At 69.6% G+C, this 14,227-nt stretch carries 12 protein-coding genes; 11 read left to right on the forward strand and 1 reads right to left on the reverse strand.

Annotation, left to right across the window (positions count from 1 at the left end; translation table 11 throughout):
* The first annotated feature begins 113 nt into the window (after positions 1–113).
* From ftsW to ABZ154_RS28430, 9 genes are all read left to right on the forward strand, one after another.
* Complete coding sequence (gene ftsW / locus ABZ154_RS28390) at positions 114–1,442, forward strand: putative lipid II flippase FtsW (RefSeq protein ID WP_356837222.1); 1,329 nt, start codon at positions 114–116, stop codon at positions 1,440–1,442.
* 6 nt (positions 1,443–1,448) lie between these two features.
* The gene (gene murG / locus ABZ154_RS28395) at positions 1,449–2,543 is read left to right on the forward strand and encodes an undecaprenyldiphospho-muramoylpentapeptide beta-N-acetylglucosaminyltransferase (protein WP_030564134.1); all 1,095 of its coding nucleotides are present in this window, start codon (positions 1,449–1,451) and stop codon (positions 2,541–2,543) included.
* A gap of 49 nt (positions 2,544–2,592) precedes the next feature.
* A complete protein-coding gene (locus ABZ154_RS28400) occupies positions 2,593–3,387 on the forward strand; it encodes an FtsQ-type POTRA domain-containing protein (protein ID WP_356837225.1) in 795 nt (264 codons plus the stop codon).
* Between the two features lie 276 nt (positions 3,388–3,663).
* Positions 3,664–4,887, forward strand: coding sequence for a cell division protein FtsZ (ftsZ, locus tag ABZ154_RS28405; protein ID WP_356837227.1), 1,224 nt, complete (start codon positions 3,664–3,666; stop codon positions 4,885–4,887).
* A complete protein-coding gene (gene pgeF / locus ABZ154_RS28410; RefSeq protein WP_356837229.1) occupies positions 4,884–5,624 on the forward strand; it encodes a peptidoglycan editing factor PgeF in 741 nt (246 codons plus the stop codon). Before ftsZ ends, pgeF begins: the two co-directional genes overlap by 4 nt.
* A gap of 6 nt (positions 5,625–5,630) precedes the next feature.
* Complete coding sequence (locus tag ABZ154_RS28415) at positions 5,631–6,350, forward strand: YggS family pyridoxal phosphate-dependent enzyme (RefSeq protein WP_356837231.1); 720 nt, start codon at positions 5,631–5,633, stop codon at positions 6,348–6,350.
* A 126-nt stretch (positions 6,351–6,476) separates the two neighbouring features.
* The gene (gene sepF / locus ABZ154_RS28420) at positions 6,477–7,100 is read left to right on the forward strand and encodes a cell division protein SepF (RefSeq protein ID WP_030564126.1); all 624 of its coding nucleotides are present in this window, start codon (positions 6,477–6,479) and stop codon (positions 7,098–7,100) included.
* Positions 7,101–7,172: 72 nt separating this feature from the next.
* Entirely contained in the window at positions 7,173–7,457 is a 285-nt protein-coding gene (locus ABZ154_RS28425; protein ID WP_356837233.1) for a YggT family protein, read from the forward strand.
* A gap of 49 nt (positions 7,458–7,506) precedes the next feature.
* Positions 7,507–8,658 carry a DivIVA domain-containing protein gene (locus ABZ154_RS28430; protein WP_356837235.1) on the forward strand — a complete coding sequence of 384 codons (1,152 nt, stop codon included), beginning with the start codon at positions 7,507–7,509 and terminating at the stop codon, positions 8,656–8,658.
* 365 nt (positions 8,659–9,023) lie between these two features.
* Here ABZ154_RS28430 and ileS read toward each other — a convergent pair whose 3' ends face one another.
* A complete protein-coding gene (gene ileS / locus ABZ154_RS28435) occupies positions 9,024–12,167 on the reverse strand; it encodes an isoleucine--tRNA ligase (RefSeq protein WP_356837237.1) in 3,144 nt (1,047 codons plus the stop codon).
* Positions 12,168–12,741: 574 nt separating this feature from the next.
* Between ileS and ABZ154_RS28440 the strand changes: the two genes are divergently transcribed.
* Together ABZ154_RS28440 and lspA are read left to right on the forward strand one after the other, a co-directional pair.
* Positions 12,742–13,554: a TraR/DksA C4-type zinc finger protein gene (locus ABZ154_RS28440; RefSeq protein ID WP_356837238.1), complete on the forward strand. Its 813-nt coding sequence runs from the start codon at positions 12,742–12,744 to the stop codon at positions 13,552–13,554.
* A gap of 58 nt (positions 13,555–13,612) precedes the next feature.
* Positions 13,613–14,203, forward strand: a complete 591-nt coding sequence (gene lspA / locus ABZ154_RS28445; protein WP_356837239.1) for a signal peptidase II — start codon at positions 13,613–13,615, stop codon at positions 14,201–14,203.
* The last annotated feature ends 24 nt before the right edge of the window (positions 14,204–14,227 follow it).

Raw genomic sequence — 14,227 nt, forward strand, 5'->3', positions numbered from 1 at the left:
TTCGTCGTCCAGCCGGTCGAGGATGTCCAGGTCCTCGGCGAGGGTCGCCCCGGGCCTGCCGTCGCCGCCGCGGACTCCGGCGAACGGCATGAAGAGTGGAGGGGACAGCGACAATGCCGGCCGAGAAGAGCTCCGCCGTACGCAGCCGCCGGCCGGCGCCGGCCCGGGGCGCGGGAGGCGGCTCCCGAGCCCCCCGGACCCCGCGCGGTGGCGTACGGCGCCTCTACGAGCAGGCACGCCGGGCCTGGGACCGCCCTCTGACCGCCTACTACGTGATCCTCGGCTCCAGCCTCCTGATCACCGTGCTGGGCCTGGTGATGGTCTACTCCGCCTCGATGATCCAGGCGTTGAACATCGACAAGTCGTCGACGTACTTCTTCGGCAAGCAGTTCGTCGCCGCCGTCATCGGGGGCACGCTCATGCTGATCGCTTCCAGGATGCCGGTGAAGCTCCACCGCGGGCTGGCCTACCCGATGCTCATGATCACGGTCTTCCTCATGGTCCTGGTCCAGGTGCCGGGGATAGGGATGTCGGTCAACGGCAACCAGAACTGGCTCTACCTCGGTGGCCCGTTCCAGCTCCAGCCCAGCGAGTTCGGCAAGCTCGCCCTGATCCTGTGGGGCGCCGACCTGCTCGCCCGCAAGCAGGACAAGCGGTTGCTGACGCAGTGGAAGCACATGCTCGTCCCGCTCGTCCCGGTCGCCTTCATGCTCCTCGGGCTGATCATGCTCGGCGGTGACATGGGGACCGCGATCATTCTCACGGCGATCCTGTTCGGCCTGCTCTGGCTGGCCGGTGCCCCAACCCGGCTCTTCGCCGGGGTGCTCGGATTCGCCGCCGTCATCGCGTTCCTGCTGATCTGGACCAGCCCCAACCGGATGTCCCGGCTCTCCTGCATGGGCGTCATCGGCGAACCCGATCCGGAGGCCGGCTGCTGGCAGGCCGCGCACGGAATCTACGCTCTGGCCTCCGGCGGATGGTTCGGTTCCGGGCTGGGTGCGAGTGTGGAAAAATGGGGCCAACTCCCGGAACCGCACACCGACTTCATCTTCGCGATCACCGGTGAGGAACTGGGTCTGGCGGGGACGCTGTCCGTGCTCGCCCTGTTCGCGGCTCTAGGCTATGCGGGTATCCGCGTGGCCGGACGCACGGAGGACCCCTTCGTCAGGTATGCCGCGGGAGGCGTGACCACCTGGATCATGGCCCAGGCCGTGATCAACATCGGTGCGGTGCTCGGCCTGTTGCCGATCGCCGGTGTCCCGCTCCCGCTGTTCTCCTACGGAGGGTCCGCCCTGCTGCCGACGATGTTCGCGGTCGGGCTCATGATCGCCTTCGCGCGGAACGATCCCGCCGCGAAGGCGGCCCTGGCCATGCGGAGGCCCGGGGTGACATGGAAGACGATGAGACGGCGCGTCAAGAAGCGTCCGTCCGGAGAGCGGTGAATTTCGGTGCATGTCGTACTCGCCGGCGGGGGGACCGCCGGACACATCGAGCCCGCGCTTGCCCTCGCAGACGCCCTGCGCAGGCAGGACCCGACCGTGGGAATCACTGCCCTCGGCACGGAACGCGGCCTGGAGACCAGGCTCGTACCCGAGCGGGGGTACGAGCTCGCCCTCATCCCTGCCGTACCGCTGCCCCGTAAGCCCACCCCCGAGCTGATCACCGTCCCGGGCCGGCTGCGCGGCACCATCAAGGCCGCCGAGCAGGTCCTGGAGCGCACCAAGGCGGACTGCGTGGTCGGCTTCGGCGGCTACGTCGCGCTGCCCGGCTACCTCGCCGCCAAGCGCGTCGGCGTGCCGATCGTGGTCCACGAGGCCAACGCCCGCCCGGGCCTCGCCAACAAGATCGGCTCCCGGTACGCCCACGGGGTCGCCGTCTCCACGCCGGACAGCAAGCTGCGCGGCGCCCGCTACATCGGCATCCCGCTGCGCCGCACCATCGCCACCCTGGACCGCGCCCGGGTCCGCCCGGAGGCCCGCGCCTCCTTCGGCCTCGACCCCAACCTGCCCACGCTGCTGGTCTCCGGCGGCTCGCAGGGCGCGCGCCACCTCAACGAGGTGGTCCAGCGGGTCGCGCCGCTGCTCCAGCGCTCCGGGATCCAGATCCTCCACGTGGTCGGCCCGAAGAACGAATTGCCGCGGATCGACAACATGCCCGGGATGCCGCCCTACATCCCGGTACCGTACGTGGACCGGATGGACCTCGCGTACGCTGCGGCCGACATGATGCTCTGCCGCGCGGGCGCGATGACCGTCGCCGAACTCTCCGCCGTCGGGCTCCCCGCCGCTTACGTCCCGCTGCCCATCGGCAACGGCGAACAGCGGCTGAACGCCCAGCCGGTGGTCAACGCCGGCGGCGGCCTGCTGGTGGACGACGCGGCGCTGACCCCCGAGTGGGTGCAGGGCAACGTCCTGCCGGTGCTGTCGGACCCCCACCGGCTGTACGAAATGTCCCGCGCCGCGGCCGAGTTCGGCCGGCGCGACGCCGACGACCTGCTCGTCGGCATGGTGTACGAAGCGATTGCCTCCCGCCGCCAGGCGTGAGGCGGTGCGGACCCGGGGCGGGCGCCCCGGGCCCGGCGAAGGAGCGAGCGTGGCCGGACCGACGACCGCCCAGCGCGGCGCAGCGGGGCGTGCGGACACCCCCGCCCGCCCGCCGCACATCGGCCCCGAGGAGCGCCGGCTGAGCCGCCGCACGCTCCTGATCCTGATCGGCGTCGCGGCGGCCCTGCTCACCGCGTTCGTCATCTGGGTGCTCTACGGCTCCTCCTGGCTCCGCGTGGAACGCGTGACCACCACCGGCACCGAGGTGCTGACCCGTGAAGAGGTGGAAGCGGTTGCCGCCGTCCCGCTCGGGGCGCCGCTGATCTCCGTGGACACCGGCGGGATGGAAGGCCGGTTGCTCCAGAAGCTGCCTCGTATCGGCTCCGTGGATGTCGTGCGGTCCTGGCCGCACGGCATCGGACTCAAGGTGACCGAACGCAAGCCGGTCCTGCTGGTCGAAAAGGGCGGGAAGTTCGTCGAAGTGGACGGAACCGGCTTCCGTTTCGCCACGGTGGACCGGGCGCCGGAGGGCGTTCCCCTGCTGGAGCTGAAGCCGGGCCGGTCCGCGAGTCTGCGCCGGTTCGGCAGTGACCGTCTGTTGCAGGAAGCGGTACAGGTCGCGGGCGACCTGCCCAAGGGTGTCGCCGGGGCCACCGAGGCGGTACTGGTCACCTCGTACGACGGGATCTCCTTGAGGCTCACGCGTGATCGCTCGGTGACCTGGGGCAGTAGTGAGGACGGGCCGGTGAAGGCGCGTGTTCTCACCGCTCTCATGAAGGCGGCCCCCAAAGGAGGACACTTCGACGTGAGTGCCCCCACCGCCCCAGCGGTATCAGCGAGTTGACGTGCATTTGTGCTGGCCAGCACCCTGGTTGGTCAGCGCTACGGGTGATCACATAGGGTGAAAAGAAAAACGGGAGGTTCGGCGTGTTCGTTGAACGTGCGCCACTTGTCGACTTAGTGTCCTGTTCGGAAGAGTCCAGGAAGCAGACACACTGGTAACCCTAAAGTTGAACGTTAGGGTTTGGGTCGGCGTTCGGACCGTCCCCATCGACATCAGTCGTCGCCGCGGGTCCTCCGCGGAGCGACGACACGTAACTCGAGGCGAGAGGCCTTCGACGTGGCAGCACCGCAGAACTACCTCGCAGTCATCAAGGTCATCGGTGTCGGCGGCGGTGGTGTCAACGCCATCAACCGAATGATCGAGGTCGGTCTCAAGGGCGTCGAGTTCATCGCGATCAACACGGACGCACAAGCCCTGTTGATGAGCGATGCCGACGTCAAGCTCGACGTCGGCCGCGAACTCACCCGGGGCCTCGGCGCCGGGGCGAACCCGGCCGTCGGTCGTAAGGCGGCAGAGGACCACCGTGAGGAGATCGAGGAGGTCCTCAAGGGGGCCGACATGGTCTTCGTCACCGCCGGAGAAGGCGGCGGCACCGGCACCGGCGGCGCACCCGTCGTCGCCAACATCGCGCGCTCGCTCGGCGCCCTGACGATCGGTGTGGTCACCCGCCCGTTCACCTTCGAGGGCCGGCGACGCGCGAACCAGGCGGAGGACGGCATCGCTGAACTCCGCGAAGAGGTCGACACCCTCATCGTCATCCCCAACGACCGCCTGCTGTCCATCTCTGACCGCCAGGTCAGCGTGCTCGACGCCTTCAAGTCGGCCGACCAGGTCCTGCTCTCGGGTGTCCAGGGCATCACCGACCTGATCACCACGCCGGGCCTGATCAACCTCGACTTCGCCGACGTCAAGTCGGTCATGTCCGAGGCCGGATCGGCACTCATGGGCATCGGCTCGGCGCGCGGCGACGACCGCGCGGTCGCGGCGGCGGAGATGGCGATCTCCTCGCCGCTCCTGGAGGCGTCCATCGACGGCGCCCGCGGCGTCCTGCTCTCCATCTCCGGCGGCAGCGACCTCGGTCTCTTCGAGATCAACGAGGCCGCCCAGCTGGTGAGCGAGGCGGCACACCCCGAGGCCAACATCATCTTCGGCGCCGTCATCGACGACGCCCTGGGCGACGAGGTGCGGGTCACCGTGATCGCGGCCGGGTTCGACGGCGGGCAGCCGCCGACCCGCCGGGAGAGCGCGCTGGGCGGGAACACGAACAAGAGGGAGGAGCCGGCCGCCCAGGCCAGGCCCTCCGCTGAGTCCGCGCGCCCGTCGGGCGGACTCGGTTCCGTACCTCCGCGCGAGGAGAGCCCGGCCCCGGCCGAGCCCGCCCCCGCGACGGCTTCGAGCGAGGGCCCGCTGTCCCAGGTCTCTCCGCCGCACGTCCCGCCGGCCCGTCCCTACCAGGACGCCCAGGCCGAAGAGCTGGACGTACCGGACTTCTTGAAGTGATAGGTCAGCACCAGGCGGAACCCGTCACGGCCAGCGCTCATTTCGCCTTCACCGACCGGTGGGGCGGGGTGAGCGCCGCTCCGTACGGTGAGCTCAACCTCGGCGGCGCGGTCGGTGACGACCCCGCCGCCGTCGGCGAGAACCGCGAGCGCGCGGCCCGTCGGCTCGGCCTCGACCCCGCCTCGGTCGTCTGGATGAACCAGGTGCACGGCCGGGACGTGGCGGTGGTCGACGGACCCTGGGGCGCGGACGCGGAGATTCCTGCCGTGGACGCGGTGGTGACCACGCGGCGCGGGCTGGCGCTCGCGGTCCTCACCGCCGACTGCACCCCCGTCCTCCTCCTCGATCCGGTCGCCGGAGTCGTCGGGGCGGCGCACGCCGGGCGGCCGGGACTGGTCGCCGGAGTCGTCCCCGCGGTGGTCGAAGCGATGACCGCCCTGGGGGCGCGCCCGTCCCGGATCACCGCGCACACCGGACCGGCTGTCTGCGGACGGTGCTACGAAGTGCCCGAGGAGATGCGGGCCGAGGTCGCCGCAGTCGTCCCCGGCACCTGGTCCGAGACCAGCTGGGGGACCCCGGCGGTCGACGTCACCGGCGGAGTCCACGCCCAGCTCGCCGCTCTCGGGGTGAGTGACCTGCACCGTTCGCCGGTCTGCACCCGTGAATCGGGCGACCACTTCTCGTACCGCCGCGACCGCACCACCGGGCGGCTCGCCGGATATGTCTGGTTGGACTGATAGGGCATGACGGACCGTAAAGCTCAACTCGCGGCGAATCTCGCACAGGTGGAGAAAAGGATCACCTCCGCCTGCACCGCGGCCGGCCGTAAGCGCGAGGAAGTGACCCTGATCGTGGTCACCAAGACCTACCCCGCGAGCGATGTGCGCATGCTGCATGAACTCGGTGTGCGCCATGTCGCCGAGAACCGTGACCAGGACGCGGCACCGAAAGCCGCAGCTTGTGCGGATCTTTCCCTGACATGGCACTTTGTCGGACAATTGCAGACGAACAAGGTTCGTTCTGTGACGAGTTATGCCGATGTCGTGCAGTCGGTGGACCGGATCAAGCTGGTCACCGCCCTCTCGGCCGCCGCGGTCCGCGCCGAGCGCGAACTCGGCTGTCTGATCCAGGTCGCCCTGGACGCGGAGAGCGGCGAGCGCGGTGAGCGCGGCGGGGTCGCGCCCGACGGGATCGAGGAGTTGGCGGCCGCGGTCGACGCGGCCGGGGGTCTGCGGCTCGACGGTCTGATGACCGTGGCGCCGCTGGCCGGACCGTTTGCCGGCAGGCAACGGGCCGCGTTCGACCGGCTGATGGAATTGGCCACCCGCCTGCGCTCCGGTCATCCGGCTGCGAACATGGTCTCCGCAGGTATGAGTGCGGACCTTGAGGACGCGGTGGCGGCCGGAGCGACACATGTACGCGTCGGTACGGCGGTACTCGGAGTCCGACCCGGGCTCGGGTAACGTCGCGAAGCAAGTCGGACCACAGCAGAAAATATGGTCATTCCCCAGCACGGCGGGGCGGACCACAGTGGATCGCGGGCACTTGGTGACGAATGCCGATCCACCACAGAGCGGAGGACTCGGAGCATGGCCGGCGCGATGCGCAAGATGGCGGTCTACCTCGGCCTCGTGGAGGACGATGGGTACGACGGTCCGGGGTTCGACCCCGATGACGAATTCGAGCCTGAGCCGGAGCCCGATCGGCGACGGCATCAGCCCCCGCACCAGGTGGAACGCGAGCGCGAGCGGGAACGCGAAAGGGACGAACCGGTACGAGTGGTGCAGCCGCCGGCCCAGCGTGAGCCGGTTCAGCTCCCCGCGGAAAGCGGGCGACCCGCCCGAATCGCACCCGTGGCATCCATCACACCCGAACGCCCGAACATGGAGAAGAACGCACCGGTGATCATGCCCAAGGTCGTGTCCGAGCGGGAGCCGTACCGCATCACCACGCTGCACCCCAGGACCTACAACGAGGCCCGTACCATCGGGGAACACTTCCGTGAGGGCACTCCGGTGATCATGAACCTCACGGAGATGGACGATACGGACGCGAAGCGACTTGTCGACTTTGCCGCAGGACTCGTCTTCGGGCTCCATGGCAGCATTGAACGCGTGACGCAGAAGGTGTTCCTGTTGTCGCCTGCTAACGTCGATGTCACGGCGGAGGACAAGGCCCGCATCGCAGAGGGCGGATTCTTCAACCAGAGCTGAGAACACGACACCGGGAACAACCCGGCCGAGAGGCCGGAGCTACGAGAGCCAGGGGAGAGGGAAGCGCGGGACATGGGCGTCGCAGTGGATGTGGTCTATATCGCGCTGATGTGTTTCCTCATCGTGCTGATCTTCCGGCTCGTCATGGACTACGTCTTCCAGTTCGCACGTTCATGGCAACCCGGCAAGGCGATGGTGGTCGTACTTGAGGCCACCTACACTGTCACCGATCCACCGCTCAAGCTTCTGCGGCGGTTCATTCCGCCGCTGCGTCTCGGGGGCGTGGCACTCGACCTGTCCTTCTTCGTTCTGATGATCATCGTCTACATCCTGATCAGCGTTGTGGTCAGGTTGTGAGCGATACGGTCTTGCCGACTGCCGACGACTACGTAGAGGTGAAGAAGAGATGCCGTTGACCCCCGAGGACGTGCGGAACAAGCAGTTCACGACCGTCCGCCTCCGAGAAGGCTATGACGAGGACGAGGTCGATGCCTTTCTCGACGAGGTCGAATCGGAGCTGACCCGTCTGCTCCGTGAGAACGAGGACCTGCGCGCCAAGCTGGCCGCTGCGACGCGCGCGGCCGCGCAGAACCAGCAACAGCAGCAGCAGCAGCAGGGTATGCGCAAACCCCCGGAGCAGCAGGACCGCCCGGGCGCGCCCGTTCCCGCCGCCATATCTGGACCGCCGCAGCAGCAGCAGCCCCCGCAGATGGGTCCGCCCCAGCTGCCCGGTGGAGCTCCGCAGCTGCCTGCCGGCCCCAGCGGTCATGGCCCCCAGGGTGGCCACGGCGGCCCGCAGGGCCCGCACGGCCCCGGCCCGATGCAGGGCGGTCCCATGGGTGGCCCGATGGGCGGCCCCATGGGTCAGCACCCCCAGCAGCAGCAGATGCAGCAGATGCAGCAGCCGCAGATGCAGCAGCAGGGGCAGGGCCCCGGTGGCGACAGCGCCGCCCGTGTCCTCTCGCTCGCGCAGCAGACCGCCGACCAGGCGATCGCGGAGGCCCGTTCCGAGGCCAACAAGATCGTCGGCGAGGCGCGCAGCCGCGCCGAGGGCCTGGAGCGCGACGCGCGCGCCAAGGCGGACGCCCTGGAGCGGGACGCGCAGGAGAAGCACCGCGTGGCGATGGGCTCGCTGGAGTCGGCCCGCGCGACGCTGGAGCGCAAGGTCGAGGACCTGCGTGGCTTCGAGCGCGAGTACCGCACGCGGCTGAAGTCCTACCTGGAGAGCCAGCTGCGCCAGCTGGAGACCCAGTCGGACGACTCGCTCGCCCCGCCGCGGACCCCGGCCGCCGCATCGCTGCCGCCGTCGCCCTCGCTGGCCCCGGCCGGTGCGGGTGCGATGGGTCACTCCATGGGCAGCTCCAACCACGGTGGCCATGGCGGCCAGCAGATGGGTGGCGGTCAGTCCATGGGCGGTGCGCCGTCCTACGGCGGGCAGCAGCAGATGTCGCCCGCGATGACGCAGCCGATGGCGCCGGTCCGGCCTCAGGCGCCGCAGCCGATGCAGCAGGCGCCGTCGCCGATGCGTGGGTTCCTGATCGACGAGGACGACAACTGAGCGGATCGCGCTCGCTGAGCGCGTAGCCGTCGGCAGTCAGAGGGCCGGGCCCCGGGGTTTCCCCGGGGCCCGGCCCTCTGACGTGGGCGGCCGCCGTTGTGGGTGCGGGTGGGGGCGCCCGCGGCGGGCTGTTCCCCTACCCGCTTCTTCCCGAAACCGGGTCTGCGCTCCGGGCCCCCCTCTGTCCTCAAGCGCCGGACGGGCTGGTTCCGGGGCGGAGCGGGGCTGGATCGGGGCCTCGCCTTCACGTGGCGGAGGTACCGGATTTCTAGCCCGGCCGGCAATTGAGGCGCGAGGGTCGCCCCGAGGGGTACGACGGAGGGCCCGGCCGAGGCGTGTCGGCCGGGCCCTCTCAGACGTACGGGCTACTGCTTACGCAGGCGGAACGTCAGGGCCAGGCCCTCGTCCTCGAACGGGGCGCCATACGTGTCGTCCGCCTCGCCCTCCGCGTAGTCCAGGGCCAGGACCTCGTCCGCGATCAGCGGCGTGTGCTCCGTGAGCGCCTCCACCGTCGCCGGGGACGTCGAGATCCAGCGGACGGCGATGCGGTCCGCCACGTCCAGGCCGCTGTTCTTGCGGGCCTCCTGGATCAGGCGGATCGCGTCACGGGCCAGGCCCGCGCGCCGCAGCTCCGGGGTGATCTCCAGGTCCAGGGCGACTGTCGCGCCCGCGTCCGAGGCGACCGACCAGCCCTCGCGCGGAGTTTCCGTGATGATGACCTCATCGGGGGTCAGGGTGATCTGCTCGCCCTCCACCTCCACCGACGCCGTGCCCTCGCGCAGGGCGAGAGAGAGCGCCGCCGCGTCTGCGTTCGCCACCGCCTTGGCCACCGCCTGGACGCCCTTGCCGAACCGCTTGCCCAGCGCCCGGAAGTTCGCCTTCGCCGTCGTGTCGACCAGCGAACCGCCGACCTCAGAGAGTGTGGCGAGCGATGTGACGTTCAGCTCCTCCGTGATCTGCGCACGCAGATCGGAGGAGAGCGCATCGAAGCCGCTCGCTGCCACCAGCGCGCGCGACAGCGGCTGGCGCGTCTTCACGCCCGACTCCGCACGCGTCGCCCGGCCCAGCTCCACCAGGCGGCGCACCAGTGCCATCTGGGTCGAGAGGGTGGGGTCGATCGCCGCCAGGTCCGTCTTCGGCCACGAGGACAGGTGCACCGACTCCGGGGCGTCCGGTGTGACCGGCGCGATCAGGTCTTGCCAGACCCGCTCGGTGATGAACGGGGTCAGCGGGGCCATCAGCCGGGTCACCGTCTCGACGACCTCGTGCAGCGTGCGCAGCGCCGCCTTGTCGCCCTGCCAGAAGCGGCGGCGTGAGCGGCGTACGTACCAGTTGGAGAGGTCGTCCACGAATGCCGAGAGCAGCTTGCCGGCACGCTGGGTGTCGTAGCCCTCCATCGCGAGCGTCATCTGGTCCACCAGCGCGTTCAGTTCGCTGAGCAGCCAGCGGTCCAGGACCGTGCGGTCCGCCGGGGCCGGGTCGGCCGCCGACGGGGCCCAGCCCGACGTGCGCGCGTACAAGGCCTGGAAGGCGACCGTGTTCCAGTAGGTCAGGAGCGTCTTGCGAACCACCTCCTGGATCGTGCCGTGGCCCACCCGGCGTGCCGCCCACGGGGAGCCGCCCGCCGCCATGAACCACCGCACCGCGTCCGCCCCGTGCTGGTCCATCAGCGGGATCGGCTGGAGGATGTTGCCCAGGTGCTTGGACATCTTGCGGCCGTCCTCGGCGAGGATGTGGCCCAGGCAGACGACGTTCTCGTAGGACGACTTGTCGAAGACCAGCGTGCCTACCGCCATCAGCGTGTAGAACCAGCCGCGGGTCTGGTCGATGGCCTCCGAGATGAACTGCGCCGGGTAGCGGCTCTCGAAGACTTCCTTGTTCTTGTACGGGTAGCCCCACTGCGCGAACGGCATCGAACCCGAGTCGTACCAGGCGTCGATGACCTCCGGGACGCGGTACGCCTCCAGCTGACAGTTCTCGTGCGTGCAGGTGAAGGTGATCTCATCGATGAACGGGCGGTGGGGGTCCAGGGACGACTGGTCGGTGCCCGTGAGTTCTGTGAGTTCCGCGCGGGAGCCCACGCAGGTGAGGTGGTCGTCCTCGCAGCGCCAGATCGGCAGCGGCGTGCCCCAGTAGCGGTTACGGGACAGGGCCCAGTCGACGTTGTTGTTCAGCCAGTCGCCGAAGCGGCCGTTCTTGACCGAGTCCGGGTACCAGTTGGTCTTCTCGTTCTCCTGGAGGAGGCGGTCCTTGATCGCCGTCGTCCTGATGTACCAGGACGGCTGCGCGTAGTAGAGCAGCGCCGTGTGGCAGCGCCAGCAGTGCGGGTAGCTGTGCTCGTACGGGACGTGGCGGAAGAGCTTGCCGCGCGCGTCCAGGTCCGCGGTGAGCGCTTCGTCCGCCTTCTTGAAGAAGACGCCGCCGACCAGGGGGAGGTCTTCCTCGAAGGTGCCGTCGGGGCGGACCGGGTTGACCACCGGCAGGCCGTACGCACGGCAGACCAGGAGGTCGTCGGCGCCGAACGCGGGGGACTGGTGGACCAGACCAGTACCGTCGTCGGTCGTCACGTACTCGGCGTTGACCACGTAGTGCGCCTCGGCCGGGAAGTCGACCAGCGTGAACGGGCGCTCGTAGGTCCAGCGCTCCATCTCGGCACCGGTGAACGACGGGCCGGTCACCTCCCAGCCCTCGCCCAGCGACTTCTCCAGGAGGGGCTCGGCCACGACGAGCTTCTCCTCGCCGTCCGTCGCGACGACGTAGCGGACCTCGGGGTGAGCGGCGACCGCCGTGTTGGAGACCAGGGTCCAGGGGGTGGTCGTCCAGACCAGGAGCGCCGCCTCGCCGGCCAGCGGGCCCGAGGTGAGGGGGAAGCGGACGAAGACCGAGGGGTCGACGACCGTTTCGTAGCCCTGGGCGAGCTCGTGGTCGGAGAGGCCGGTGCCGCAGCGCGGGCACCAGGGAGCGACGCGGTGGTCCTGGACCAGCAGGTCCTTGTTGAAGATCTCCTTCAGCGACCACCACACGGAGTCGACGTACTCCGGGTCCATCGTGCGGTACGCGTCGTCCAGGTCGACCCAGTAGCCCATACGGGTCGTGAGCTCGGCGAAGGCGTCGGTGTGCCGGGTCACGGACTCACGGCACTTGGCGTTGAACTCGGCGATGCCGAACGCCTCGATGTCCTTCTTGCCGTTGAAGCCCAGCTCTTTCTCGACCGCGAGCTCCACCGGCAGGCCGTGACAGTCCCAGCCGGCCTTGCGGCCGACGTGGTAGCCCTGCATGGTGCGGAAGCGGGGGAAGACGTCCTTGAAGACGCGGGCCTCGATGTGGTGGGCCCCGGGCATGCCGTTGGCGGTGGGGGGGCCCTCGTAGAAGACCCACTCCGGGCGGCCCTCGGACTGATCCAGGCTCTTGGCGAACACCTTGTTCTCTTGCCAGAAGTCGAGAACGGCGTGCTCCAGCGCGGGCAGGTCGACCTGGGCGGGTACCTGGCGGTACTGCGGCGATGTCATGTGCGGCTTCCTCCGGCGGACGTATTCCACTTCCGTCGGAGGGACGAGAGCGTCTCGGCTCCCGCGGTACCACCCTCCTTGGCCCCGGGCGTGTGCCCGTGGCCCCCTCATTGGGGTCGCGACGCCGGGTCTAGTGGTCTTGGTGCCCGTGGGGCGGAACCCACGGTCCAAAACGTTCTTCCGGCGGCTCCGGGGTGATCTTCACGACGCGCTCGCCCCCGGGCTCCCACCGTCCCCGGGTCGCTGCTGGCTGCGTACGGCGCTACTCGTCCCGTCCATGCCTTTCGCTGGGCCCAGTGTACGGGCCCGGACGGCTGACGGCCGACCGGTTTAACCGGGGCCCGGCGTGACCCGAATGGCCAGTCGGGGGCGTACGGAGTCGGGTACGGGGGGCGGGGGCGGTCGGGGGCTGGATTACCGGGCGGGGAGCTGGGAACAACGGATGCAGGCGCGCCACGACCGGGTACGGGGAGGGGCGAAAGGGCGGCGTGCCCCGTTGCCGCGGGACTGGGGTCGATTTATCGTCCCAGCACGATTCGCGTGCAAGATCACAATATGTGAAGGGGCCGCGGCCATGGTGGCGAAGAAGACGGCGGAAGAGACCGCGGCCGGGCAGAAGGCCGACGGGAAGCCACCGGCCGACGAGACGTCCGAGGGCGGGACGGCTGCCGAGGAGGCGCCCGCGAAGAAGGCGCCTGCCAAGAAGGCAGCGGCAAAGAAGGCGGCCGCGAAGAAGGCGCCGGCCAAGAGGGCTGCCGCGAAGAAGGCCGCTGCCAGGAAGAGCACCACGAGCACCACGAAGAGCACCACGAAGAAGAGCGCGGCCAAGAAGGCTTCGAAGACGGCCGCACAGACGGCCACAGGGGCGGCTGCGGCCGCCGAGGAGACGGGAGCCCACACGGTGGTAGCCAAGAAGAGCGCGAGTCGCCCCGCAGCCGGTACGGACGAGGCGGCCGTGCCGCCGGCCCGCGGAGCCGCCGCGACCGCCCCCGGCGAACTGGCGGTACGGCCCGGGGAGGACCCCTGGACGCCCGAGGAGGTAACCGAGGCACGCACTCTGCTGACCGGCGAGATCACGCGGCTGCGCAGCGAGCTGGAGGCCTCGGGAGCGGCGCTCGCCGGGCTGATGCGGGACTCCGGCGACGGCGCGGGCGACGACGAGGCCGATACGGGCACCAAGAACATCACGCGTGAACATGAGCTGTCGCTCGCCGCCCACGCCCAGGAGACGCTGGAGCAGACCGAGCGGGCGCTCGCCCGCCTGGAGGCGGGGACCTACGGGCTCTGCGAGGTGTGCGGCAAACCGATCGGCAAGGCACGGATGCAGGCATTTCCCCGCGCCACCCTCTGCGTCGAGGACAAACAGAAGCAGGAGCGGCGCAGCTGACCCGTACAGGTGTGTCGTACCCTCGTCCTCAGTCAGGCACCTAGGTTGAGGGACTCACGTGGCAGAGGCGGAGCGCATCATCGGTACGCCGGACAATCCCGAGACCGAGCACACGGACGACGGCGCCTCCACGGCCGCCGACGCCGCGGTGAACGCGGGCACGGGCAAGCGCAAGATCCTGGTGCTCATCGGCGTCTCCGTCGTCGCCTACCTGCTGGACCTGGTCACCAAGATGATCGTGGTCGCCAGGCTGGAGCACCAGCCGCCGATCGACATCATCGGTGACTGGCTGCAGTTCCGGGCGCTGCGCAACCCCGGTGCCGCGTTCGGGTTCGGCGAGGCGTTCACGGTGATCTTCACCATCATCGCCGCCGGCGTGATCGTGGTCGTCATCCGGCTGGCCCGCAAGCTCTACAGCCTGCCCTGGGCCATCGCCCTGGGACTGCTGCTGGGCGGTGCGCTCGGCAACCTCACCGACCGCATCTTCCGGGCCCCCGGCGTGTTCGAAGGGGCGGTGGTCGACTTCATCGCCCCCAAGCACTTCGCCGTCTTCAACCTCGCCGACTCCGCCATCGTGTGCGGCGGCATCCTCATCGTGATCCTCTCCTTCAAGGGCCTGGATCCCGACGGGACCGTGCACAAGGACTGACCGGGGCCGGGGCTGCGCGGGGAG

This window comes from Streptomyces sp. NPDC006261, from assembly GCF_040613515.1.
In the GTDB taxonomy this organism is placed as follows: Bacteria; Actinomycetota; Actinomycetes; order Streptomycetales; family Streptomycetaceae; genus Streptomyces.